General features: G+C 48.9%; 21 protein-coding genes and 1 pseudogene. 12 read left to right on the top strand and 10 right to left on the bottom strand.

Features of this window, described 5'->3' with window-relative positions:
- Positions 1-417: DUF433 domain-containing protein (locus AC5JR3_RS14620; protein ID WP_495847222.1), on the top strand; the 417-nt coding region annotated here is incomplete at its 5' end.
- Between the two features lie 3 nt (positions 418-420).
- A pseudogene (locus AC5JR3_RS14625) lies at positions 421-708 on the top strand (DUF5615 family PIN-like protein).
- Between the two features lie 61 nt (positions 709-769).
- On the opposite strand, the gene AC5JR3_RS14630 reads toward AC5JR3_RS14625, so the two are convergent.
- The gene (locus AC5JR3_RS14630; RefSeq protein WP_495847224.1) at positions 770-2,584 is read right to left on the bottom strand and encodes an ABC transporter ATP-binding protein; all 1,815 of its coding nucleotides are present in this window, start codon (positions 2,582-2,584) and stop codon (positions 770-772) included.
- Between the two features lie 327 nt (positions 2,585-2,911).
- On the opposite strand from AC5JR3_RS14630, the gene AC5JR3_RS14635 reads away from it, so the two are divergent.
- The 7 genes from AC5JR3_RS14635 to AC5JR3_RS14665 all read left to right on the top strand — a co-directional run bounded on the left by AC5JR3_RS14635 (position 2,912) and on the right by AC5JR3_RS14665 (position 11,922).
- Complete coding sequence (locus AC5JR3_RS14635) at positions 2,912-4,564, top strand: ABC transporter substrate-binding protein (RefSeq protein ID WP_495847280.1); 1,653 nt, start codon at positions 2,912-2,914, stop codon at positions 4,562-4,564.
- A 168-nt stretch (positions 4,565-4,732) separates the two neighbouring features.
- The gene (locus tag AC5JR3_RS14640; RefSeq protein WP_495847226.1) at positions 4,733-5,743 is read left to right on the top strand and encodes an ABC transporter permease; all 1,011 of its coding nucleotides are present in this window, start codon (positions 4,733-4,735) and stop codon (positions 5,741-5,743) included.
- Between the two features lie 4 nt (positions 5,744-5,747).
- The gene (locus AC5JR3_RS14645) at positions 5,748-6,602 is read left to right on the top strand and encodes an ABC transporter permease (RefSeq protein ID WP_495847228.1); all 855 of its coding nucleotides are present in this window, start codon (positions 5,748-5,750) and stop codon (positions 6,600-6,602) included.
- A 34-nt stretch (positions 6,603-6,636) separates the two neighbouring features.
- On the top strand, positions 6,637-9,411 hold the full coding sequence (locus AC5JR3_RS14650; RefSeq protein WP_495847230.1) for a phospholipid carrier-dependent glycosyltransferase: 2,775 nt from the start codon (positions 6,637-6,639) through the stop codon (positions 9,409-9,411).
- Between the two features lie 536 nt (positions 9,412-9,947).
- The gene (locus AC5JR3_RS14655) at positions 9,948-10,145 is read left to right on the top strand and encodes a hypothetical protein (protein WP_495847232.1); all 198 of its coding nucleotides are present in this window, start codon (positions 9,948-9,950) and stop codon (positions 10,143-10,145) included.
- Positions 10,146-10,283: 138 nt separating this feature from the next.
- Positions 10,284-11,324 (top strand): zinc-dependent alcohol dehydrogenase, encoded by a 1,041-nt coding sequence (locus tag AC5JR3_RS14660; RefSeq protein WP_495847234.1) that lies wholly within the window; start codon positions 10,284-10,286, stop codon positions 11,322-11,324.
- A 16-nt stretch (positions 11,325-11,340) separates the two neighbouring features.
- The gene (locus AC5JR3_RS14665) at positions 11,341-11,922 is read left to right on the top strand and encodes a hypothetical protein (RefSeq protein WP_495847236.1); all 582 of its coding nucleotides are present in this window, start codon (positions 11,341-11,343) and stop codon (positions 11,920-11,922) included.
- Positions 11,923-11,933: 11 nt separating this feature from the next.
- On the opposite strand, the gene AC5JR3_RS14670 is transcribed toward AC5JR3_RS14665, so the two are convergent.
- From AC5JR3_RS14670 to AC5JR3_RS14710, 9 genes are all read right to left on the bottom strand, one after another.
- A complete protein-coding gene (locus tag AC5JR3_RS14670; protein WP_495847238.1) occupies positions 11,934-12,278 on the bottom strand; it encodes a Dethiobiotin synthetase in 345 nt (114 codons plus the stop codon).
- Between the two features lie 307 nt (positions 12,279-12,585).
- On the bottom strand, positions 12,586-13,455 hold the full coding sequence (locus AC5JR3_RS14675; RefSeq protein WP_495847240.1) for an alpha/beta fold hydrolase: 870 nt from the start codon (positions 13,453-13,455) through the stop codon (positions 12,586-12,588).
- 291 nt (positions 13,456-13,746) lie between these two features.
- Positions 13,747-14,298, bottom strand: a complete 552-nt coding sequence (locus tag AC5JR3_RS14680) for a glutathione S-transferase family protein (RefSeq protein WP_495847242.1) — start codon at positions 14,296-14,298, stop codon at positions 13,747-13,749.
- Between the two features lie 1,164 nt (positions 14,299-15,462).
- Positions 15,463-16,242, bottom strand: coding sequence for a beta-carboxysome assembly protein CcmO (gene ccmO, locus AC5JR3_RS14685; protein ID WP_495847244.1), 780 nt, complete (start codon positions 16,240-16,242; stop codon positions 15,463-15,465).
- A 104-nt stretch (positions 16,243-16,346) separates the two neighbouring features.
- Positions 16,347-17,039 carry a beta-carboxysome scaffolding protein CcmN gene (ccmN, locus tag AC5JR3_RS14690; protein ID WP_495847246.1) on the bottom strand — a complete coding sequence of 231 codons (693 nt, stop codon included), beginning with the start codon at positions 17,037-17,039 and terminating at the stop codon, positions 16,347-16,349.
- Positions 17,040-17,130: 91 nt separating this feature from the next.
- On the bottom strand, positions 17,131-18,804 hold the full coding sequence (gene ccmM / locus AC5JR3_RS14695) for a beta-carboxysome scaffolding protein CcmM (protein ID WP_495847248.1): 1,674 nt from the start codon (positions 18,802-18,804) through the stop codon (positions 17,131-17,133).
- 37 nt (positions 18,805-18,841) lie between these two features.
- Entirely contained in the window at positions 18,842-19,144 is a 303-nt protein-coding gene (gene ccmL / locus AC5JR3_RS14700; RefSeq protein WP_495847250.1) for a beta-carboxysome shell vertex protein CcmL, read from the bottom strand.
- Positions 19,145-19,268: 124 nt separating this feature from the next.
- Positions 19,269-19,610, bottom strand: a complete 342-nt coding sequence (locus AC5JR3_RS14705; protein WP_413257702.1) for a carbon dioxide-concentrating mechanism protein CcmK — start codon at positions 19,608-19,610, stop codon at positions 19,269-19,271.
- Positions 19,611-19,784: 174 nt separating this feature from the next.
- Positions 19,785-20,093, bottom strand: coding sequence for a carbon dioxide-concentrating mechanism protein CcmK (locus AC5JR3_RS14710; RefSeq protein WP_495847252.1), 309 nt, complete (start codon positions 20,091-20,093; stop codon positions 19,785-19,787).
- Positions 20,094-20,768: 675 nt separating this feature from the next.
- Between AC5JR3_RS14710 and AC5JR3_RS14715 the strand changes: the two genes are divergently transcribed.
- The 3 genes from AC5JR3_RS14715 to AC5JR3_RS14725 all read left to right on the top strand — a co-directional run bounded on the left by AC5JR3_RS14715 (position 20,769) and on the right by AC5JR3_RS14725 (position 25,432).
- On the top strand, positions 20,769-22,640 hold the full coding sequence (locus tag AC5JR3_RS14715; protein WP_495847254.1) for an NAD(P)H-quinone oxidoreductase subunit F: 1,872 nt from the start codon (positions 20,769-20,771) through the stop codon (positions 22,638-22,640).
- Between the two features lie 50 nt (positions 22,641-22,690).
- On the top strand, positions 22,691-24,226 hold the full coding sequence (locus tag AC5JR3_RS14720) for an NADH-quinone oxidoreductase subunit M (protein WP_495847256.1): 1,536 nt from the start codon (positions 22,691-22,693) through the stop codon (positions 24,224-24,226).
- A gap of 87 nt (positions 24,227-24,313) precedes the next feature.
- On the top strand, positions 24,314-25,432 hold the full coding sequence (locus AC5JR3_RS14725; protein WP_495847258.1) for a CO2 hydration protein: 1,119 nt from the start codon (positions 24,314-24,316) through the stop codon (positions 25,430-25,432).
- The last annotated feature ends 73 nt before the right edge of the window (positions 25,433-25,505 follow it).

The raw sequence follows: 25,505 nt of genomic DNA on the forward strand, positions 1-25,505 counted from the left end.
CTTTCTTTCATCCCACCCTTAAAAGAGGTGGGCTTTCAGCATCGCTTTTCTGTAAAAGTTGTTGGCGATCGCTTTATGAAACTTAAAGAATTAGAAACTCAACTCTTTTCTCTCACTCCATCTGAGAAAGCAGAAGCCCTACAAATTTTGACTCAAACTTTAAGTAATCCTTCGCAAGGAATTACAAAGACTCCTGGTGTCATGGGTGGTGATGCCTGTATCGTGGGAACTCGCCTTCCCGTTTGGCTGTTCGTTAGTTTGCGGCGTCAAGGTGCGAGTGATTCCGAACTTCTCAACTTCTATCCGAATCTCAGTGCTGCCGATTTGGTGAATGTCTGGGCTTATGCTGATGCACATCCGGATGAAATTGAAATAGCACTCCGAGAGCAAGATGAAACAATGGAGTACGAAGCATAATCTGTGGCAAGCCTTTATGCAGATGAACAATTTCCGCGCAAAGTGAGTGAATTGCTGCGTACTTTAGGTCACGATGTCCTTACAGTTCAAGAAGCAGGCAATACTGGATCTTCCGATCCAGACGTGTTGGCATTTGCGAAAGTAACAATCGCGCAGTTTTGACACAAAATCGACGCGATTTTATTCGACTGCACCGTTTACAACCTCAGCACTTTGGCATCATTGTCTGCACAAGCGATCGCAATTGGGAAAGGCTGGCGAGACATTGATGAGACGATTTCTGCGGAATAATCCCTGGGAGGGAAACTACTTCGGGTGACACGTCCTTCTAGATAAGGCGATCGCATCCTCCTCATTCTGCAAGCATCAGCCGACGCTTTGATTGCCTTGCTTGAATATCCTCTAACTCAGAATCGGGAATCGCTGCAATTAACTGACGCGTGTATTCTTTAGTGGGATTGTTATAAATTTCTTCTGCGGGGCCAATTTCTTCAATGCGTCCTTGATTCATGACCATAATGCGATCGCTAACGAACTTCACCACGCTCAAGTCGTGAGAGATGAAGATATAAGTTAAGCCAAAATCCTTTTGCAAATCCTTTAACAAATTCAACACCTGCGCCTGTACCGAGACATCTAGCGCGGAAACTGACTCATCGCAAATGATAAATCGCGGTTCACAGGCTAGGGTACGCGCAATGCAAATCCGTTGCCGTTGTCCCCCTGAGAACTCATGCGGCATCCGATTCATTGCACTTTTGGGCAGTCCGACGCGTTCTAATAATTCTGCCGCCCGCTGTTGTCTTTGCTGCTGTGTACCGCCAAGCTGATGAATTTTCATCGGTTCGATTAACGCTGAACCGATACTTTGTCTGGCATCCAAAGAACCATAGGGGTCTTGGAAAATAATTTGCATGTAGCGGCGCAAACGGCGCATTCGTCCGCCATCGAGTTCCAGCACCGAATCACCGTCAAAAATAACTTCCCCTGAAGTCGGTTCAATTAAGCGCAACAGACAGCGACTGAGGGTTGATTTGCCACATCCCGACTCCCCCACTAAACCCAAGGTTTCCCCTGGATAAACATCAAAACTGACATCATCCACGGCTTTAAAAGCGGTTTTCTTGCCAAACCATCCCTGACGCAGGGGAAATTCTTTGATTAAGTGCCGTACAGATAACAACGGTTGCTGCTGTAGCAAATTCTGGCGGTGTTGTTGAATTTCCTCAGTCGTTACTTCCGCTAAAGCGTTACGTTTATCTCTGTCGCGGGTGACGGGCTGAATTTCTAACTTCCCCGCCGCCGTTGTCGTTATCTGCATAAAATCAGCAACTGTCGGGAGGCGTTTTAGTTGCCGATGGGGACGGGGGCGACAGTTCAGCAAGGCTTGGGTGTAGGGATGTTGCGGGTTAGCAAATAAGCTGTAGACATCAGCCGTTTCGACGGCTTCTCCCCGAAACATGACAACAACGCGATCGCCAATTTCAGCAATGACGCCCATGTCGTGGGTGATGAAGAGAATCGACATCCCCCTAGCGTCACGCAATTCCCGCAGCAAATCCAGAATCGTTGCTTGAATGGTTACATCTAACGCCGTCGTTGGTTCATCAGCAATCAGTACCGCCGGATTACCACTCAAGGCGATCGCGATCGTTACCCGTTGCTGCTGTCCGCCAGACAACTGATGGGGATAGCGTTTCATCATCCCCTTGGCGTCAGGTAATTTAACTTCATCAAATAGGGCGATCGCTTTTCTATAAGCTTCTTTATAGGAAACTGCGTTATGCAACAAAATTGCTTCTACCACCTGATCGCCGCAGGTATAAACCGGATTAAGGGAGGTTAGCGGTTCTTGAAAAATCATCGAAATTTGTCCACCCCGATACCTTCGCCTCTGGCTATCGGGAAGAGTTAGGAGATTAATCGGGCTTGCATTTGGGTTTTGGGGATTGCTCAAGAGAACTTCTCCGGTTACCCGCGCCTGTGGGGGGAGAAGTCCCATAATAGAGAGCGAAGTTACTGATTTTCCCGAACCCGATTCCCCGACAATGCCGAGGGTTTCTCCTAAAGCCAGGGTGAAGGAAACGTCTTTAACCGCGCTGACAATTTCCTGTTGGGATGGAAACTCTACGGAGAGATGGCGGATTTCTAGGAGAGGATTGCTCATTGCTGTTCGGTTAGGGGTTGAGAAATAGTGGTTGGATTAAAGTTTTGTAGAAATAAAGAATTTTATTGCACCGCAAAGACGCAAAGAACGCGAAGCAGAATCAGAGTATAGATGAATACTCTGACTTAAGAAAATTCATCACAACCGAGCAATCCTTGTGCAGGGGGGCTTCCCCTCAATCTGGATTTTTCTCAAGAACAACTATTTTCTGCTCAAGTCAGTGACATTCGAGTATAGATATATAGATAGGCTGAAAATTTGGACAATTTGCACCGCCAATCGATTAATAATTTGGCTCAAGAACGACTTGCAAAAGGAGTTAGCGCGATGAGGCGATGGATGCGATCGCAGTCAATACTTTTGGCTATTGTGGCTTTTGCCTTAACCATTGTTCTTTCAAATTGTAGTCGCCCCGCCACCCAGACGAGTCAACCTGTTGCTAGCCCTGCTGCTGCCCCGGCGGGAGCCTTGGTGTATGGTTCGGGGGGACAACCCGCAAATTTAGATCCGGGGAATATTACTGACGGCAACTCCATTGTTGTTCAGCACCAAATTTACAACCGCCTGCTGGATATCAAACCCGGTACGACTGAATTGGAACCCGGTTTAGCAACCCAGTGGACGGCGTCAGAAGATGGTAAAACTTGGACGTTTAAGCTGCGAGAGGGAGTAAAGTTTCACGATGGTACGGATTTTAACGCCGAGGCGGTGAAATTTAACGTCCAGCGGTGGTGGAACCCGGAGTTTGAGTTTGGCTATCGGGATGCGGGCAAAATCTACGAGATTTGGGCGAATTTGTTCGGCGGTTACAAAGGTTCGGAAGCCTCCTTGCTGCAAGATGTTGTGGCAGAAGATGCCTCAACAGTAAAGTTTGTCCTCAAGCAACCCTTTGCGGCGTTTCCTTCTGCTATTGCTTCGGGTTATTTTGGCATTGCCAGTCCCACGGCGATTAAGCAAGCCAAGGGGAGTTACGGCACTCCCTCATCCACAGCTGTGGGAACGGGAGCGTTTGTGTTTAAAGAATGGCGTACAGGCGATCGCATCGTTTTAGAAAAGAACCCCAACTACTGGAAAGAGGGACTTCCCAAGGCGAATCAGTTAGTATTCCGCTTCATTACCGACCCTGCTGCCAGATTAGCGCAGTTACGGGCAGGAACGGTTGATTTTACCGTCGATCTCACCCCCGATCAGCTAACGGAAATTGAAGGCGACACTAACCTAGAAGCCGTCCTGCGTCCGTCGTTGAATGTGGGATATCTGACATTAAACCCTAGCTACGAACCCCTTTCTAAACTGGAAGTTCGGCAAGCGATCGCCCTAGCCATTAATAAACAAGCGATCGTCAATGCTTTCTGGGGCAAACTAGGGCAAAGCGACGCCCACTTTACATCACCTTCCCTAGCTGAATTTCAATCAAAGGAAGTTCAAGACTACCCCTACAACCCAGAACAGGCGAAACAAGTTTTGGCAGAAGCGGGTTACCCCAATGGCTTCGATCTAGATTTATGGTACATGCCCGTTAGTCGCCCCTACTTCCCCAACCCGAAGCCGATTGCAGAAGCCTTAGCAGCAGAACTCTCTACAGTGGGGATTAGAGTAAATCTGCAAACCAAAGACTGGGCAGCTTACCTGGAAGATCGCAACAAACCCCCAGGCTTTCAATCCTTCATGTTGGGCTGGACAGGGGACTACGGCGATCCGGATAACTTCTACTACCCCCACTTTGGCCCCGGTTCCACCTCTGATATAGGAGGCTGGAAAGATGAAGAAGTCTTCCAACTCCTAAATAGAGGGCGAGAAGTTGCCGATGAGGAAGAACGGCAAAAAATCTATGCCCAAGTAGACGAAATTCTCTTCCAGGAAGCATTGCGTCTGCCAATCGTTCACTCCCAGCCACTACTTGCCAAACGTAGCAACGTTAGCGGCTGGACTCCCAGTCCCTTAGGTTCAGAACCCTTTGAGGAAGTAAGTAAGAATTAGCTTCATAGCTTCATCCCTTCGTAGGGTGGGTTAGGCGAAAGCCGTAACCTCCCGAAACACTGATGCTACTGCATTTAAAGCCTGCCTACTCTTTGAGGGCTACGCCGAACACAGGCTAGAAGTTGCTTCTCAGATCTGGCACCGAAACCTCTGCGTTAAAAAAAAGCTATGGGTCGATACATTTTCAGACGCCTGTTGAACTTAATACCCGTGCTGTTTGGGATTACGCTGTTGGTGTTTATCTTTCTGCACCTAATTCCCGGCGATCCTGCTGTGGCATTATTAGGCGATCGCGCTAGTCCCGATCAAGTTGAGGCACTTAGAGAACGCCTGGGACTCAATCAACCCCTACCCGTACAATACTTCGCCTTTATCGGAAATCTCCTTCGCCTCGATTTCGGCACCAGCATCATTAGTGGCGTCCCTATTATTGAAGAAATTAGCATCCGTTGGCCAGCTACCTTTGAGTTATCCTTAGCCGCCATGTTGATTGCCGTAATTTTAGGGATTCCAGTCGGTGTACTGGCTGCTGTGCGGAAAAATAGTGCGGTGGATAACCTGGCAATGAGTGGCTCTTTAGTGGGTGTCTCGATACCCGTTTACTGGCTAGGACTACTACTTGTCTATATATTTGCCGTCAATGTGAGCTGGTTGCCGCCCAGCGGACGCCTCAGCATTGATGCAGGATTTAGCTTTCAACCGATTACTGGCTTTTATGTGTTAGATGCGTTGCTGCAACTGGACTTCCAGGCATTACAAGATGTGTTGTCTCATTTAGTCTTACCTGCCATCACCCTCAGCACCATCCCTCTGGCAATTTTGGCTCGCATCACCCGTAGTGCCATGCTAGAAGTCCTCTCCCAAGACTACATCCGCACCGCTAGAGCCAAGGGACAGCTAGAACGCTGGGTGATTTTCAAGCACGCCCTAAAAAATGCTCTATTACCTGTAGTGACAATTATTGGGCTGCAATTTGGCACCCTCCTCGGCGGCGCAATTCTCACCGAAACTATCTTTTCTTGGCCCGGAATTGGTTCTTGGATTTACGAAGGGATTCTGGCGAGAGACTATCCGGTTGTGCAGGGGGGAGTATTTTTTGTGGCGATCGCCTTTGTCTTAATCAATCTCTTAGTCGATCTTTCCTACGCCCTTTTAGACCCCAGAATTCAGTATCAGTAGTTGGATGAACAATCTCTTTGACCAGAAAGCCGTTCAACGCTTCCTACAATCGACTTCCGGAAAGATTGGTCTGGGTTTGACCCTCTTTATTGTCTTATTATCATTACTTGCGCCGATTGTCAATCCTTACAATCCAGCAACCGATCGCAACTATGCTGCCCGTCTCAATCCTCCCAGCTTTGAACATTGGTTTGGCACCGATGGCTTGGGGCGAGACCTGCTGAATTTGGTGTGGTACGGATTGCGGACTTCCCTAGTCATTGGTTTAGTGGCGGTGGGGTTGGGGCTAATGATTGGCTTGCTTTTGGGATTGGTGGCGGGCTACTTTCGCGGCTACCTGGAAACAGGAATCGGTTGGCTGACGGATATCCTGTTGTCATTTCCCTCAATTTTATTAGCGATCGCCGTTGTCACAATTACAGGCCCCAGCGTGCAAAGCGTCATGTTTGCCGTTGGCATTGTCCAAATCCCCATATTTATCCGCCTCACCCGCAGTATGGTGCTTTCCTTGCGGGAACAGGATTTTGTACAAACCGTAAGAGCCTTTGGGGCAACGCCAAGCCGGATCATTTTCTTCCATATCCTTCCCGCCAGCCTTGCCCCCTTGGTGGTACAAGCAACGCTTTCCATTGGAACTGCCACTTTAGAAGCCGCAGGTTTAGGCTTTTTAGGCTTAGGCGCACAGCCGCCAACGCCAGAGTTAGGAACGATGCTGTCCGATGCGTTTAAAGGCGGCTATTCCCTTTCCTCTCCCTGGACAATTGTATTTCCCGGTTTATTTATTACCCTGAGTGTCCTGGCGTTCAATCTCTTAGGCGATGGTCTACGCGATGCCCTAGACCCGCGAACAAACCGTTAGAATCGTCCAGGTAAAGTTTGCTGGTGGGTTGAAGGTGAATAAAGAGCTGCGTCATCGGTTTCGAGTCCCGCTAATACTTTTGGTGATTTGGCTAGTTGGGGCATTTAGCGATCGCCTGTGGATTACTCTCGACCATGCCATCCTCTCCTGGGACCCCACCAATCACCTCAGAGGATCATTGAGTTACTGGGACGCCTTGCAAAACCCTCAGTGGTTTTCGGGGGAATGGTGGTGGAATTTCTGGCAACTTTCTAGTAAATATCCGCCGCTAACCTATATTGCCACGGCTCCCTTTCAGCTCCTGTTTGGCACCGGACCAGATCCAGCTCGCCTCGTCAATCTGTTTTTTAGTGCGGTTCTCCTCATCTCCGTCTTCGGCTTGGGCAAACACCTCTTCAATACCCAAGTCGGCTTATGGGCAGCCGCTATTTGTGTCTTGCTCCCCCGACTCTACATTAATCGGATTGATTACCTCCTTGACTACCCACTGACGGCAATCGTCGCTGCCAGTTTCTGGTGTTTGACCGTCTGGAAAGATGCAAAAAACCAACGCCGGGGATGGCTTTGGGCTTTAGCCTTTGGCATCTGCTTGGGGCTGGCAATGCTAGTCAAGCAGAGTGTTGTATTTTTTCTGTTTGTGCCGCTGTTATGGCTGGGGGGGACAATCCTCTGGCAGCGTCGCTGGGGAAAGCTCGCCCAGCTAATTAGTGCTTTGCTGGTATCTGTCCTCGTGTTTGGGCCCTGGTATCGAGCGAATTGGATCTATAGCTTCAGCCTCCAAGAGACAAGCGTTAACACCGGATTAGCGGAAGGCGACCCTCCCCTCAACACCCTGGCAGCTTGGACTTACTACTGGTACGACCTCCCCCGCGCCATATCTTGGCCCTTGCTTTTAGTGCCTTTGGTCGGGCTGCTACTGTATGGCTTGCGGTTATTCCCCTCGTTGCGATCGCCTCAATCAGAAGTTGACCAGATTACACCCCATCCCGCCGCCTCTCTAGGCTGGCTAATGTTGTATTTCGCTGGGTCTTATTTGATTTTTTCGGCAATTGTGAATAAAGACCTGCGCTACATCATGCCCTACCTACCGATGCTCTCGGTCATCCTTGGCTATGGCATGACGTTATGGCAAAGACGATTGGCAGTCGTACCCTGGGTGACGTTAGGCTTGGCATTGGTGCTGATGTACCTAAATCTTTTTCCCATTGGGGGAGTTGTTGGCACAAAACTCACCGCACTCCTCAGCCCTCAGTCGCAACGCCACGCTTATTTAGGACAAGAATGGCCCCATGCTCAAGTGATTGAGGAAATTCTGCAAACCGAACCCTTCCTGCGTGCCAATATCGGCGTCTTGCCAACACCCCCACAGATCAACCACAACAACATCAATTATTACGGTGCTTTAAATAACTTTCAGGTGCATGGGCGGGAAGTGGGTATCCGCGAACATCAGCTTGTTCAAGATGCGCGATCGCTAGATTGGTTCATCACAAAAACTGGCGATCAAGGCCCCGTAAGACCTGTACAGCCCCAAATAGTGCAACTAGTCGAGCAAAGCCCAGATTTTAAAGTTCAGCAAACCTGGCTGTTACCCGACAACAGCACCCTGATGTTGCACCATCGGACTCCAGCTTCGGTTGAGGTTGAGGTTGAGGAGCAGGGGAGCAGGGGAGCAGGGGAGCGGGGGAGCGGGGGAGCGGGGGAGCGGGGGAGCGGGGGAGCAGGGGAGCGGGGGAGCAGGGGAGCAGGGGAGAGTAATCACCTCAAAACTCAGGACTCAGGACTCTCTTCACCTATCCAACTCGAACAAGTCATCGTACCCCAGCAATCTCCTCCTGGCGTTCCTGTTCCAGTAACTTATCAGTGGTCAGGTTCTTGGGAGCAACTGCACTCCGGCTTAGTTCTCCTGACTTGGCAAAAGAATAATTTAGAACCTAACTCCCCCCTCCCCCCTCCCCCCTCAGGACTCCTCCCTCAAGACTCAGGACTCAGAACTCAGGACTCAGAACTCAGGACTCAGGACTCAAAACTCAGAACTCAGAACTCAGGACTCAGGACTCAGGACTCAGGACTCGAAACTCCCCCCCGGTGGTTGCACGACCACGGCATCGGTGAAGGCAGACTGCATCCGGGACAATTGCGGGACGAGCAGCGAAATGCCACATTCCGCGTCACTGAACGGCTGGCAATGCTACCCCCGGCGAGTGTTACTCCTGGTACTTACTCCCTCACGGCAACTTACCTCAACCGTGAAACGGGTGAAAGCTATCCGTTAGATGTGCCATCTGTCACACTGAACATCGCCCCTGATGCGGTAGCCACCCCGGCACCGGAAGTAGATTTAGTGACCCAGATGCGGAACTTGGCAACTAATTTACCCAAGGGACGAGAGGCGCTTGATTTGGTGTTTGAAGAAGTTGGACGAATTAATCAGTATGACCCGACTCAGGATTACACCGAGCAGGCAGAACTGACGCTGGCTTATCGCTTGCAGCAGGAACCGGATAACCTGGATTGGGCGTATGCCCTCGCTTTTTCGAGGGTGTTACAGGAGGATGCTCAAGGGGCGATCGCGGCGTTGCAAAGGGTCGTTCAACTAGACTCGCAAAACCCTTATGCTCACGCCTATTTAGGCTTTGTCTACCTCTATCAATGGCGTCCTAAAGCCGCTGCCGCCGCGTTGCAACCTGCTCTTGCTATCAATCCCGATCTTCCTGAAATTCAAGCTTTAGATGGTGCTGCTGCTCTACTTCAAGGAAATTTACTTAAAGGTTGGCGTACGTTTCAAAATGTAAAGAATAAGCTGTAAATAAACATGCCTCGTGCCCTTTCTAGCCAACGCAACAGGGTAGAAAGGGTTAAAAACCTGGGGATAAAAAGTACTAACTAAAACTCTTGAGTTGCTAGTTTAATCCAGCATAATTTTCTATCCCTCTAAGCGGGGATCGTCTTTCAATAGCTCTATATTGCTTTTTTAGGCATGAGTTCAAACGTTAACGGCTGCTGGGGATAGGTAGAATTACTAATTTTTTTAGTTCAGTAATCCCCTATTCCAAAGGATAGATGAGTTTATGAAATCTTTAAAATTACTATATGTAGGCTAGGGATTTGGCTTAAGGAACTTTCACCGATTTGATCCCCTACTCAGCAAAATTAATGCTAGATGAACGGGGTTTCACTCCCTTTCTTTTAAGTCCTGGCAATCATCGTGCCTCATGGGGCATAAAGACACAACACTTTACTAACAACAAACCGAAGACTGCCTTTTTTATTAATCAGCAGCTTCATAGTTTTGAAATTTCCCTTTTTATTGACATTTTTTTTGAGCATTGGAGACATAAAATCATGAATTCTAATTATTGTCTTTGCTGTGGTAGTGGTCGGATGCTACGTCACGCTAGAAGCCAAGGAATGTACTGGTTCTGTATGTCTTGCCGACAGGAAACAGTTCCTCAGCAAACACATACTCCCTCTCCCAGAATTCTTCCCAGCCTTAGTCCTAGCTTGCAAGAGGTGGTGCGGACTTTACAAGTTGTCAGTTGAGTTGTAGCGCCAATAACGTGGCAATTTTGGGTTAGGGGTTATTCCTAAGTAGGGCGAAACCCATAACCCAATAAATAATCTTTCAGGTGAGACTGCCCTGATACAATCGGTTTAATTGAGGATTGTAGGTAATATGGTGTGCTAGCAGTCTTACTGTACGGTCAAGAAGACTTGCGCCTAGAAGATGTGGCAGAACCGATACCTGCTGCTGGAGAAGTAACGATCGCTGTCGAGGCAACAACAACCTGTGGCACAGACCTGAAGGTGTGGCGTCGGGGAGGTCATGCCCGGATGCTGACGCCGCCGACGTTGTTTGGGCATGAAGCCAGCGGTCGCATTGTCGCCATTGGGGAGGGTGTGACGGGTTGGCAAATTGGCGATCGCGTCGTTGCCAATAACTCCGCCCCCTGCAATGCCTGCTTTTTTTGCAAGGCTCGCGAGTACTCCCTTTGCCCAAACTTGACCTGGAATAACGGCACGTTTGCAGAGTACCTAAAAATTCCCGCTCCCATCGTGCAGCAAAACTTGCTACCCGTCCCCGATGAGTTGCCTGCTGCTTTGGCGTCAATGACGGAACCACTTGCTTGTGTTTTGCATGGTGTCTCCCGTTCCGGTGTCAAGCCGGGTCAGCGAGTGGTGGTTTTGGGGGATGGAGCGATTGGCTTGATGTTTGTTGCCGTTTTGGTGCAGCAAGAGGCGGCAGAGGTTATTTTAGTGGGTGGTAACGATAAACGCCTGGAAATCGGGAAGCAGTTCGGGGCAACGCATACCTTTAATCACCATCAACTCCGCGATATCCCAACTGTAGTCCGACAACTCACCGAGGGCTGGGGCGCAGACGTGGTAATCGAAGCAACTGGTGTTCCTACGGTTTGGGAAACCGCGATCGCTTGCGGACGTCCGGGTGCGACAATCAACTTATTTGGTGGTTGTCCTCGTGATAGCGCGATCGCCGTCAATACTGAGCAACTACACTACAATGAGCTAACCCTCAAGGGCGTCTTTCACAATACCCCCACCTTTGTGCGCGAAGCCCTCTCTCTATTGGCAAGCCGCAACATCCCCTTTGAATTACTCGTCAGTGACTACCGACCGCTCAAAGATTTAGAGCAGGTTTTTCAAGACATGAAAAATCGCCGCTGCATCAAGGTGGCGATTGAACCGGGACATCAACACTAAACACTCAAAGTCCAAAATGCTAAAACGAGCGCTTTTCCTTTTGCCTTTTGCCCTTTGCTCTTTCACACCCGATGCTGTTGCCCTACCGGGGCAAAGAACAGAACAAGTAGCCGCTTGGATTAATGGTCACCCCACCCTACGACCTGGAATCGGCGATGGGTTGCGTGTCACCAAAAGCGACACCGCCGCGCAACGCTTTACCTTTCAAGCCACAGTTATTCCGCCTGGAAGGGTAACCTTTACCCGCGACCGAGGCATCATTCGCACTGAGCGCTTTTCTTTCTATGACATGATTAACGGCGTGACGCTTGATCGACTTCAGGAATCGTTGCGAGTCATCTATGGTCTACCGATTTATCAAGATTATCAACGAGCAAACGTTACCTACGCCTATCCTAGCCCAGAGACTAAAGAGTTAGCACGGCGTCTGAATCGACCTCTCTTGGCAGCGCAACAGGGAGAACTACGAGTTGGCGATCGCTACGCCTACTGGACGGAAGTTACTGAAACCGACAGCGGCAAGGCATTCAACGGACATATGACCATTTTCCTCAAAGAGGATTTAGACAAGCTAGAAGCTGAAATACGCGATCGCTAACCGCCAATACCTCAGGAACTGTGCCAGACGCCAGCGAAAATACTTTTGACCGCCCTGGCAATGCGTTTCAGGTCTTCATCCAGTAGTGGTGGCCAGTCTATCCCCGACTGACCACCTGCTTCAAAATGCATTCGACTCTCATAGGACAAGAGGTAGAGAGAGTAAATCAGTTCTCGGTCAACACTAGGAGAACCCCTCAACCCTTCAAACACCAGCTTGAGTGCTAGCAAGATATTTGTCACTTGGCCCGGTACAGGTGCCTTGCCCTGCTTTAGACGCATCAGGAAAGTCTCGACATTGGGATCTGATGCCGTTCCTTGATTAATGAGAAAGCTACGGGCAGTTTGATAATCCATGGAGCCTTACGAGTCGTGATGCATAAAGCCGCCAAATTCAATTCGGCGGATAAGCGGGTAGCTGCATTTAGTCAGCGTTAATGGCTAAAGTTGCCCCGGTCAGCGGTAGAGCGCATCGAAAAAGCGACTCGGTAGGGGTCACTACTACAATGCGAAAACCCTGGCAGCAATAGCCTAAACCATAGCAGAAATTGTAGGGACAAGAATTAAAGGGTTCTCTACATACTAAGTAGAGCATACCTGAGATGCTTAGGCGATCGCTCCTCTATCCCACCCAAGAATCAGCCTCTTGTTAAGGCATTGAGTGTCAAGAACCGACAAACTTCAGGGCTAGGAATTCTCGCATGTACTGACTGACGAGTTCCGGCCGTTCTTGCTGTACCCAGTGGCTACAATTGGGGATGTATTTGAGGCGAAAGTCCTGAACGTACTCTTCTGTACCGTAGGTGAGTTCTTTACCCAAAGCCTGATCGCTTTCTCCCCAAATCATTAAAGTCGGCACCGTCAGCAAGTCCCATTCTTGAGCAAAGGAACCGATGGCGTTACGGTAGTAGTTGAGCATTGCTGTCAGGGCACCCGGCTTGGCGGCGGCGTTTTTGTAGGCTTCTATATCCGCTTCACTGAAGGCGTTTTTGTTGATTGCCATTTCCCGAAACGCATTCCTTAGTAGAGCGTAGTCGTTCATCTGCAACAACCACTCTGGCAGCATTGGCAACTGAAAGAGGAATATATAAGAACTTTTTAGCAGTTGCTGAGGAGTCTGTAAGCCAGCCGCGAATTTTGCTGGATGGGGCATATTCAGCACCATCAGCCGCTCCACCATTTCGGGATGGGCATAGGCAAAATTCCAGGCGATCGCACCTCCCCAATCATGAGCAACCAGCACGCACTTTTCGTACCCTAAGCCAGCGATGACTCCCTCAACATCTTTGATAAACTCCTCCATCACATAGGCGGACTGCTCGCTTGGCTTGTCACTTTCGTTGTAACCACGCATATCCAGGGCAACAACCTTGTAGTCTTTAGCAAATTCTGGGATTTGATGACGCCACGAGTACCAGAACTCCGGAAACCCATGCAACATCAGCATCAGCGGTCCCTCACCTTGAGTGACATAGTGCAGCCTGATGCCGTTGCTGGTAATGTACTCGTGCTGCCATCCATCTAACACAGTCATTGCTTTCTCCTCCGCTATTTTTTTGACAATGTTATCAACTTCATTTCAGCAAGTCGCTTGCCTTCAGATAGAGAAATTATCTTTTTCCTGTCAATAATAGTTACAGCAATTTTTAGATGAATACACCACAGTCATTCATCATTAGGAAAAAGGCGCAGTGTCAAGCCCTAAGCAAAACCTGTAGGTTAAAAAAACGCGGCATAACTTACCAAAAAGTTAGGTTTGAGGAGTTATTAACCGCAGATGGAAGGTGGGGTAGTTATGGGTAAAGCTGAACTTTTGAATAGATTTTTATAGATTTCGTGCTGTGATGGGAATGTATCCAGGCTGTTGTTTGATTCGCTCTATCCAAGCCTGAATTGCTGGAAATTTGGTCAAATCAAACTCTCCTTCTTCTGCAACGTGAGTGTAAGCAAATAGCCCAATATCAGCAATGCTGTACCGTTCGCCAACAAAGAAAGCGCGATCGCTTAAATGCTTTTCCATTACCCTCAAAGCCGCATAACCCGGTTCGCGTTTTTGATTAATAGTCTCCCGGTATTCATCGGCTTTGCCAATGTGGTAGTAATAGCGAGTCGTCGCAATATAAGGTTCGTGGCTATACTGCTCAAAAAACAACCATTGCAGCACTTTTGCTCGTTCAAAATGCTCGGTGGGGAAGAAAGGAGTATTTTCACTCAGGTAAAAAAGAATCGCATTCGATTCCCAAAGAAATTGACCGGATTCAAGTTCTAAAAGTGGAATGCGACCATTAGGATTTTTGTTTAAAAATTCTGGTGTCCGAGTTTCCTTCTGAGTAATATCCAGTTCGATTAGCTCAAAGGGAATGTTGAGTTGTGTCATTGACACTCCTCGCTCTAAAGAGACGAGGATTCTTGAATCAATGAGATCACTTAACTCGGAGTCCTTGCGTCATCCAAGCCAGAGGTGAGGCTCTCCTCAAGCGTTACTTCGGGTATGCCCTACCCTTGTTGCATTCTTGCAAGTCCTGTTTAGTTTGAAACAAACATGCTTCAAAATTCTGAGTCGTCTAGCTCCTATAAATCTTTTACCTACTGCTAGGAGGAAACTAGAACAATGCAGTAGAACCGCATAGATTTAATTGCCAAGGTTCAGTGTGCCTCTCGGCTACAAGGTGTTTTAAGTGGTTGATTACCTTATCCACTACAATCAAGATACCACACCTTGAGGTAGCTATCAATGTCCAAGCCGGAAATATTTATCACCTTTCGCGTGACTCAAGAGGAAAAAGATTTACTGAAACTTTATTGCGAACAAGAAGCAAGGAATCAAACGGAAGTATTGAGAGAATTGATCCGGTCTTTGAACCGGAGAATTAGAAAGCCGTGCTAGAAGGTGTTCCTGAGCGGCTCGAGTGAGCCTCGCCGAACTCCTGTCGAAGGACGGGGCTTTAAACCCATTTTTTTGGTAAAAGTCGAACTTTGTAACCATTTCCAGACGGTAAAAAGTCGTATAAACGCAGCATGGCTCTTTCCAAAGGATGAAAAATAAAAGTCCTGAGTTGTAGGAGCAAACCCTGCTGTACTCCTACCAAGTTTTCTCTGCCTCCTCTCCCCATCAGTGCTAGAGATGAGGGTAGCGATCGCATTAGCGGTACACTTTGAAATTTCCTCAATTCCCAACTCACTAATCATAGATAAGGCTCTATGACAACCATCAAAAACAATGTCTTCTCTCTAAGATAGTTTGAGGTTATCATCTAATTACTTAACAAAGTCACAGTCTTCCTTCCAAGCGGCATTGTACATTTAGCAGGCGAGGGATCGGGGAAGTTACCATTCCTCCTGATCTGTGTGTATTGCACAGACCGAATCCTCAAAGCATCAATCCTGAATGTGCAATGCTTTTTTCTGCCTGTAGCCCCATCAATAGTTGTAGAGACCTACCACCGTCAGGTCTCTACAAGGTTTTATTACCGCAATAGCAGGGGTCTTGTGCCTCTTTGTTGTGCAGGAAGCATCCCCTCACCTAAAAGCAGGGGAATTGTCAAATCTCTTCTTTCATGGGAATAGGTATTTGCGCTAAGTCGGGCAGTTCGACCAACTCTAACTCTTGTTCCGTTTCCTGTACAGAAATAGGCACTTTCAGTGGTTTTGGTTTTTCCTCTAACCAGCAACTTGCGGCAGGTATCGCCCTTTCTAGGTCGTCCAAAGGTCGAGGAATCACCATCAGGGAATGAAACTCGCCAATCCGTTCGGCTTCTTGCATCCCGATATCGACCGCTACGGCAACATCAGCAACAGATCCCCGAATAATCGCGGTACATAACCCGTCACCAATAGTTTCATAGGAGGCAAGATACACTTCGGCGGATTTGAGCATGGCATCGCACGCCCCTACCAACGCCGGAAATCCCCGCGTTTCTAGTAAACCCACCGCTTGATTGCTCAAGAGGCTGCGTCTATTCTCATCAACCAAATCCATCAAGCGACTATTAATCGGCAGGATGACTTCCAAGTTCGGTAAGGGACGGGGAATCACAGTGGAGGAAACAAACTGACCAAACTGTTCGGCTGTGTCAACACCAGCTTGGACGGCGAGACGGACATCAGCGAAAGCTCCCCGCACGATTGCGGTACAATGACCGTCGCCTATCTTTTCAAATCCAATCAACGTGACACCCGCCGACTTCAGCATCATATCGGCAGTGCCGACAATCGCAGGAAAACTCTGGGTCGAAACCATACCGAGAGCCGTATCCCTGAAATCTTTTCTTGTTTGATGCGAGTGCTGGGAGTGGACAAGCCCTGGCTTTTGTAGCTCCACCTGTAACCTCCTGTGAAAAATACTGACTGCCTATTCTAAGTATGCCTACAGTCAGAAGTTAATCGCTGGTTGATGTAAGTTATCACATCCGACAACCGTAAAAACTATGGGCGTTGTTCATCTTCGAGGGAGGGATTTAGCGTCTTACGGTGAGGAAATAGGGTGAGCAGCAGTCGATTGAGATTGGCTTGCCCGTAAATGGCACCACTTATGGGAGTAGGAGGGGGTTCTGGTATCGGCGCAGTTGTGAGGTTAGCCTCAGGTGTTGGGGGGGAGGTTTCTGGAGGCATTTCTGGGGAATGACCGTTGTTGGTGACAGTTGCCTCTTCCTGGATAGGAGGCTCGATGTCAGCGAGCTGACGCCCGGTATCTCCCAGGAGGGACGCCGCAGGTACTACTTGCCGTGGTTCTACAGAAGTGTCCCAAATCGTTGTAGCGGCACCAATGCAGGCATTTTCTCCAATTTTACATTGACCGACGACTAGGACACTTGCTCCCAAAACTGCTCCTGACTCAATCTCTACGGTGCCATTATGAGCGTGAATAATGGTACCTCTACCCAGGCAAACCCCAGGGGCGATGATAATACGACTGTCTAGATCGGCTTGTAGGATAACTCCTGGTGCGATCGCAACACTTTGATCAATACTCACATCGCCTTTGACATAAACATCAGAATTGCTAACCGACGGCAGGGGCAGCGCGTGCATGAAAGTAGGGACTAGGGACTGGGAACTAGGGACTAAGGCATGGGGACTAGAGCTAGAGTTGGGAAGAAAGCTGAAGGTTAAATTCACCCAACAATCAGAGCTTTCTTTTGCTCTTGGCTCTTTACTTCTAGTCCCGCAAGGCACAAGTCCTTCTCGATTTGCAGCGATCGCGCTTAGACTACGGTTTTTGAATCAGTGTCTCTTGAACGCGGCGCTTGGCTTTCGGGTCAATGCCAAACAGACGCACGTACTCACCTTGATGCTCGTTTATGCAAGCTTCTAACGCTTGGAGGACTTCTGACTGGTTTTTCAACTCAATCGGAGAGCAAGTGTGCCAAGAGCCTGTACGGAAACGGCGCGGATCGGCATGTTCGGTACCAATGTTGTATCCCTGAGACAAGAGGCTACGCACTTGTTCAACAACATCGGCATCTAAAGAGCCACTGCTGGGACGATAGTTACTCTGGGAAGCTGTATGGGAAGCCTTAGATTGGCGACTCTTGGCAGCAGGAGCAGGCTGGCGGCGGCTAGGAGCTGGCGCGTCGTCGTCGGGGCGTTGAACAATTTCTTCTAACACGCGACGCTTGGCTTTCGGGTCAATGCCGATTAAGCGCACGTATTCCCCAGTATGTTCTGCCATCGTCGCTTCCAAAGCCGCGATCGCTTCTGAGGGGTTTTTCGATTGAATCGTTGGCCCACTCTGCCAAGAGCTGGTACGGAAACGACGCTCATTGGCGTACTCGGTACCAACCTTGTAACCTTGGGACAACAAGCTTTTTACTTGCTCGACAATATCACCGCTTACGGAACCATTGCTTGTGGAAGCAGCGGCAGAATAGTTATTGCTGCTGCGGCTTGCTGTTGTATTCTGGCGACGGCTAGGAGCTGGCGCGTCGTCGTCGGGGCGTTGAACAATTTCTTCTAACACGCGACGCTTGGCTTTCGGGTCAATGCCGATTAAGCGCACGTATTCCCCAGTATGTTCTGCCATCGTCGCTTCCAAAGCCGCGATCGCTTCTGAGGGGTTTTTCGATTGAATCGTTGGCCCACTCTGCCAAGAGCTGGTACGGAAACGACGCTCATTGGCGTACTCAGTACCAACCTTGTAACCTTGGGACAACAAGCTTTTTACTTGCTCGGAAACTTCAACGCTCATGTCTATAGTGTTAGTAGTATGGCTATTGGTAGATGGAGAAATGGCACGAACCTTGCCATTCGTCTTGCCTGACGGCTCGTTCCGGATATTGGCAACGCAGGCGGTATCCCCGGCACATAAATACCCTGCCCGTAGCGCCTCATTAATACCTACAATGTGGCGGCTAAACTCTGCATCTACCGATTGCACGTCCGGCAGACGGTCAGCTTGCTGCTGATTGGTAATAATAGAACCCGCAGGAACATACTTACCGGGGGGAATCTCTACATCCTGAATCAGGACATGTAACATAATAATGCAGCCTTCCCCAACGCGAGCATTAAATACCGTTGAGCGAAAGCCAATAAAGCTATTATCCCCAATATAGGCAGGCCCATGAATCAGCGCCATGTGGGTAATAGAAGTATTTTTTCCAATCCAAACCGAGTAGTCCTTTTTGTCATCTCCGATTACCCGGCCCTCATCTAAGCCATGGATAACCACTCCGTCTTGGATATTTGTTCCTGCACCGATATGAAAGGGCGCACCTTCATCAGCTCGGATCGAAGTTCCTGGAGCGACCATGACTTTCGAGCCAATATGCACATCGCCAATGATGTTAGAAAATGAATGTACATATGCCGTTTCATGAATTTGCGGTTCCGCCAAATTTTTTGACCAAGGGGTCGGGGGAGCCGCAGATTTGCGGACAACCATAGCTGAAATTCCTTGCTAACTGAACAAAGTCAACTGACTAACGATACTGTTCTTTCTTGCTGTAAAGCATTTGGTTGTTAACCGTTACGGTATCAATAATCGCCACCACCATTGCATCAATCGGTCGCTTTTCCTGACCCTCAATTTGACGGGCGGCACTACCATTACTGACCAGAACCCACTCGTCTAAACCCGCGCCTACCTGATCGCCAGCGACCTCGTACTCTGGAAGTAGGTGCCCCTCTTCATCGATAAGTTGCAATAACAGTAACTTTACACCCCTCAAACTGGGTTCTTTATGGGTGCTGACAACCGTGCCACGAACTTGGGCAATTTGCATTGAATAGTCTAGATTGATGGAATTGGGAGAGGGAGAGGGTACAAAGGCGAGAGGGCAAGAGCCGAAAAATTTTCTTCCTTCTAAGCTCGCCTCTTACCTCCTGCCTAATTAAACAAGATTAATTTTACGGTCTGTTGTAGGGGCGAATGCCGCTCACGCTCTCGCGAAACTGCTCGACGGCTTCGGTGTAACGAATCGGCAGAACATACTCTAGGTTTTCGTGGGGACGCGCAATGATATGAGTAGAGAGGACTTGTCCACCATTTACTCGCTTCACCGAGTCAACGCCTGCGGCGACTGATGCTTGCACTTCGGAGACATCGCCCCGAACAATAACCGTCACACGACCGCTACCAATCTTTTCATAGCCAACCAACGTGACGCGGGCCGCTTTTACCATTGCATCAGCGGCTTCCACAACGGCAGGAAAGCCTAAAGTTTCAATCATTCCAACTGCAATTGCCATGACACATCTTCCTTCGTTTATAAAATAATCTGACTTGTTGATTTTTGAACGTTGTTTAAAGATGCAACGGGCGCTGGCGTAGACCTTGTGGTATTGCCGCAATTTCTTTGCCGCACCTAGACTTTACCCACAGCACACCGAAGCTTGCTTATTGCAACGTCTGCACAGCACGCTTTACATGCGGAATTGTTCGACCGCTTCGGTGTAACGAATCGGCAGAACATATTCCAGGTTCTCATGAGGACGGGCAATAATATGGGTAGAGAGGACTTCTCCCCCATTAACCCGCTTGGCGGCTTCTACGCCAGCCGAAACTGACGCTTGTACTTCGGAGACATCACCTCGGACAATAACCGTCACACGAGCACTACCAATTTTTTCGTAGCCGACGAGCGTGACACGAGCGGCTTTCACCATAGCATCAGCGGCTTCTACCACCGCCGGAAAGCCTTTGGTTTCAATCATTCCTACTGCGATTGGCATGAATTTTCTCCTAGATGATGGCTAAACTACAGCGTCCAAATCGGACTGAAAACAAAATTTGGACGGCGATCCCCATTTTTTTTACTCAAGAACTATTGGTTTAGCCTTGCATCATTAAGCATAGGGAACCGAGGCTCCCTTGACAATATAAAGTATTATGATATTTTTAGATGAGAGTGTTTAAAAAAACTTAACAATCAAAAAAATATTTATTTTGTGCATCAGTAGTGAAGCGATTTCTCGAACGCTCACTTATGTTTTATAATTTTTTTATTAAGTTTAGCTATAGAAGGTCCCCTTTCTGCCTGCAACTCTTTGTTTCGGGTAGGTTTCAGCTTAGGGAAAGCGGCTTAAATGAAGTCAGGTCATTCCCGCTGAAATCCAAAATGTTGTTTATTTTTGAAGATAATTGTTTTAAACAGATTTGATAGATTTTAACTTTGTAGGTATACCTAGTACTTGATTTTACAACTCACAATTACAATATTGAAATAGCCATTAGTCTTCTTTAGACTGCCTAAGTACCAACTGGCAGATGTTCAACGGTATTTCTCGATCAAACTGTTTAACTAAAATATTAATCAGACTATTGCTATTGCAAAACCTTGAGACTGTCTTAGGGTGCCTTTGAGTCAGCCATTCATTTTAAAGATGAGATAGCAGGGGATTGCTGAGATGACAGAGTTTCTCACCCAGACAAGTTGGTGGGTGCCTTTTTATGGATTGATTGGGGGCGTTTTGACGCTTCCTTGGTCGATTGGGATGATTCGCCGTACAGGGCCGCGACCAGCCGCCTACTTTAATCTCTTGATGACGGTCTTGGCGTTTGTTCATGGCATATTCATTTTCCAAAATACCTGGAGACAAGAGCCTCAAAAATTAGTATTTCACTGGCTGCAAGCCGTTGATTTAGACCTCACCTTTACAATCAAAGTCTCCGGCGTGAGCATTGGTGCAACGCTAGTGGTGACGGGAATGAGTCTTTTGGCGCAACTGTTTGCCCTGGGATACATGGAGAAAGACTGGGCACTGGCCCGCTTTTTTGCCTTGATGGGATTTTTTGAAGGGGCAATGACGGGCTTGGCGCTCAGTGACTCGTTGTTATTGAGCTACGCCTTGCTGGAAATGCTCACCCTTTCTACTTACTTATTAGTGGGGTTTTGGTATGCCCAGCCTTTGGTGGTCACCGCGGCGCGAGATGCCTTCTTAACAAAACGGGTAGGAGACCTGCTGCTGTTGATGGGAGTGGTAGCGCTGGCAACGATGGCAGGGGGAAGTTTAGACTTTCCTGACTTGTATGAATGGGCAGAAACGGCTGAACTCTCACCACTAACAGCGACGTTGCTGGGTTTGGCGTTGATTGCTGGCCCAACCGGGAAATGCGCTCAATTTCCGCTGCACCTGTGGCTCGATGAGGCGATGGAAGGGCCAAACCCGGCTTCCATCTTGCGGAACTCCGTGGTGGTAGCTTGTGGAGCCTACGTGCTGATTCAACTGCAACCGATCTTGGTGCTATCGCCAGTAGCTTCAACGGCGTTGGTGGTGATTGGGACAATGACAGCGATTGGGGCTTCGTTAGTCGCGATCGCCCAGATTGATATCAAGCGAGTCTTATCCCACTCCACCAGTGCTTACTTGGGGTTAGTGTTTATTGCTGTGGGGACGCAGTGGACAGGATTTGCCCTATTGATACTCTTTGCCCATGCGATCGCTAAAGCTCTCCTGTTTATGAGTATCGGTTCCGTCATCGTCACCACGAATAGCCAAGACATAACAGAAATGGGGGGTCTGTGGTCGCGAATGCCTGCCACTACCACCGCCTTTATTGTCGGTGCGGCGGGACTGATTGGACTCCTCCCCTTAGGAGGCTTCTGGGCGTTGCGGCAAGGCGTTGATATCTATTGGCACTCTCACCCCTGGATTGTCGGAGTATTACTTGTTGTTAATGCCCTGACCGCCTTGAATTTAACGCGGGTGTTTCGCCTGGTATTTTGGGGAGAGCCGCAGGCGAAAACTAGACGCGCACCGGAAGTTCCCTGGACAATGGCAGTACCAATGGTGTCGTTAATTATTGTCACCCTCTTAGTTCCCGTGATGATGCAGCGTTTGTCCTTGCTGCCAACGTGGGCACTGATCGACAAACCCGCGTTGCTCCTGCTGTGGCTATCCGGCGTAGTCGGTTGCGGTGTCGGTGCCAATATTTATCTGCACAAAGCCTGGTCAAGGTCGCTGCGCCTCCCCTGGCGATTACTCCAAGATGTATTTGGGTACGACTTTTACATCGACCGACTGTACTATCTGACGGTCGTGTTTGCCGTCGATCGCCTCTCGAAGCTGAATGCCTGGATTGACCGCTACTTGGTAGATGGATTGGTCAACTTTCTCGGTCTTGCCACAATTTTCAGCGGACAAAGCTTAAAGTACAGCGCTTCCGGTCAGTCGCAGTTTTATCTCCTCACCATCCTTGTGGGAGCCACCGTGCTGGGTTTCTTCATACTCTGGCCGATTATTAGCGTTTTGAATCTTGAGTTTTCCCGGTTTATTTAGTTAATTTCTTTGGCTTTTATCCTTAAACACCCCGCTCCCTAGTCCCTACTATGCTCAGTACGCTCATTTGGGTGCCAGTATTAGGCGCAATCATCATCGGAGTTTTACCGAAAACCCTCGCGAAAACGGCTCGTCAAATTGCCTTTGTGGTTGCCGTTGCTGTCTTTCTCTGGTCAGTTGTACTGATGAGCCAGTTTCAAGCCACCCAGGCGGGATTGCAGTTTACAGAGTTCCTTCCCTGGATTGACACCCTAGGTTTGACCTATTACCTGGGTGTTGATGGGCTATCGTTGCCGTTACTGATTTTAAATGCTCTTTTAACCTGTATTGCCATTTACAGCAGTGACGAAGAAATTCAGCGCCCCCGCTTTTATTACGCTCTGCTTTTGATTTTAAATGCCAGTGTCACAGGTGCCTTTCTCGCCCAGGATTTACTGCTGTTTTTCCTGTTTTACGAGGTGGAACTGATTCCCTTGTATTTACTGATTGCGATTTGGGGCGGGGCGCGACGGGGCTATGCGGCTACTAAGTTTTTGCTTTTCACTGCCCTTTCGGGAATTTTGGTTCTGGCAGCCTTTTTTGGTCTGGTTTGGCTATCCGAGGCTCACAGCTTTGCCTATACGCCGCAGTTGGGTCAGATTCTCCCGATGGGAACCCAGTTGGTGCTGTTAGGGGCGTTGCTGATCGGTTTTGGCATCAAAATGCCTTTGGTGCCCTTCCATACTTGGTTGCCGGATGCCCACGTCGAAGCCTCAACGCCGATTTCTGTGCTGCTAGCCGGGGTGTTGTTGAAGTTAGGAACCTACGGTTTAATCCGCTTCGGGTTGGGGTTGTTTCCTGATGCTTGGGCGATAGTCGCTCCCTGGTTGGCGAGTTGGGCAGTTGTCAGCGTGGTGTATGGTTCGCTAAACGCGATCGCCCAAAGTGATATGAAAAAGATGGTCGCTTACAGTTCCATCGGTCACATGGGCTACATCCTACTAGCAATCGCTGCCTCAACTCCCATTAGCCTCTTGGCAGGGGTCTTGCAGATGATTAGCCACGGTTTGATTTCTGCCTTGCTGTTTTTGCTGGTGGGCGTGGTATATAAAAAGACGGGAACGCGGGATATCGACGTCTTGCGCGGATTGTTGAACCCAGAACGAGGTTTACCGTTAATTGGCAGCTTGATGGTGTTGGGGGTGATGGCAAGTGCTGGAATTCCCGGAATGGTTGGTTTTGTTTCAGAATTTCTGGTGTTCCGGGGCAGTTTTGTTGCCTATCCGACCCAAACCCTGCTGTGCATGTTGGGGACAGGATTAACAGCGGTGTACTTCTTACTGCTGGTGAACCGGGTTTTCTTTGGGCGGCTGTCGCCACAGGTGGAAAATTTACCAAAAGTGGAGTGGGGCGATCGCATCCCGTCAATAATTTTAGCCGTCCTGATTGTTCTGTTGGGAGTGCAGCCCAACTGGATGGTGCGCTGGAGTGAAACCACTACCACCGCCCTACTACCAACGCCCTCGGTTGTCGCCAAACGAGACGCGATCGCTACTTCTGCCTCTATTCCTGCTCTTTCTGAAATCGGGATTAGCCCCCTCAGGTAAAACATCTTCGAGGCAGCCGGAAAAGTGTTTTTGCCTTTTGTCTTTTAACTTTCGCCATTTCAAGAAGTCTTCGCCGTGTCAAGCACAATGTTGAAAAAATCCCCCCATCCTCTTTTCGAGTACATGAAGCGGCTAAACGCTGGCGATGCACTACTGCCGGATACGCCAGAAAATGTCCTTGAGGTGGTGGGAATTCTCAAAAGCTACGGTGTTGTATTGGATGCCTACTCCATCAACTTGATTTATATTGCCGAGAAGCAATTTTTGGTGCTTTTCCCCTTCTTTAAATACTTCAATGGGGAAGTGACGCTGCAAAAGCTACTGCGTCACTGGTGGCATGACCGCATCAACTACGAATACGCCGAGTATTGTATGAAAACGATGCTCTGGCATGGGGGTGGCGGCTTAGATGCCTACTTAGACTCGCCAGAATTTGCCGCACGCGCCGTCGCAGCGATTCAAGCCAAAATCCAGAGTAATTTGCCCATACGGGGCTTGAGCCGCTTGTTTCCAGACTTTTTGATCGAACAGGTACGGCAACAGGCGTATTACAGCGGTTTGGGGCAATTTTGGCGGGTGATGAGCGATCTCTTCCTAGATCTCTCCGACGACTATGACAAAGGGAAAATTAAAACAATTCCCGATGTCGTCGAGTATATCAAAGCCGGATTAGTGGCAGCAGCAGCTTTGCCCATTACCTTCTCGGTGGAGATTGAGGGTAAAACCCACGACATCATCCCCAAATCGGCAGGGCTAACGTTTTTAGCAGATACAGCCATCCCTTACGTCGAAGCAGTTTTCTTCCGGGGAACACCGTTTCCAGGGACTGTTTCCTACAATGCCCAAGCTCACCAAATTTCCCCCGATTTGAGTCGGTTTGAGTACGGAGCATTATATGCCGACCCCTTACCCATTGGGGGGGCGGGGATTCCACCAACCCTGCTGATGCAGGATATGACCCACTTCATCCCCGACTACCTGCAAGCCCTGTACCATAGCCGTTTGCGGCAAGAAGATGATTTGCTGGTGCAAATTTGCATCAGTTTCCAAAAGTCGATGTTCTGTGTCACAACCGCTACGATTTTAGGACTGGCTCCCCATCCTCTTGATACAACTGATCCAGAGCAAATGGCAGAAAATGAAGTGTATTTGCGAAATTGGATGGATCGGTTTTTGACTTCCCGTTTGGCGGATGTGAATGAGTAAGATTCAAAAATCTTTTTTCAGGTTTTAACGATTAGCGATCGCGTAGAAACACTAACTCGCGCGATCGCTTTTT

This window comes from Kastovskya adunca (assembly GCF_059505785.1).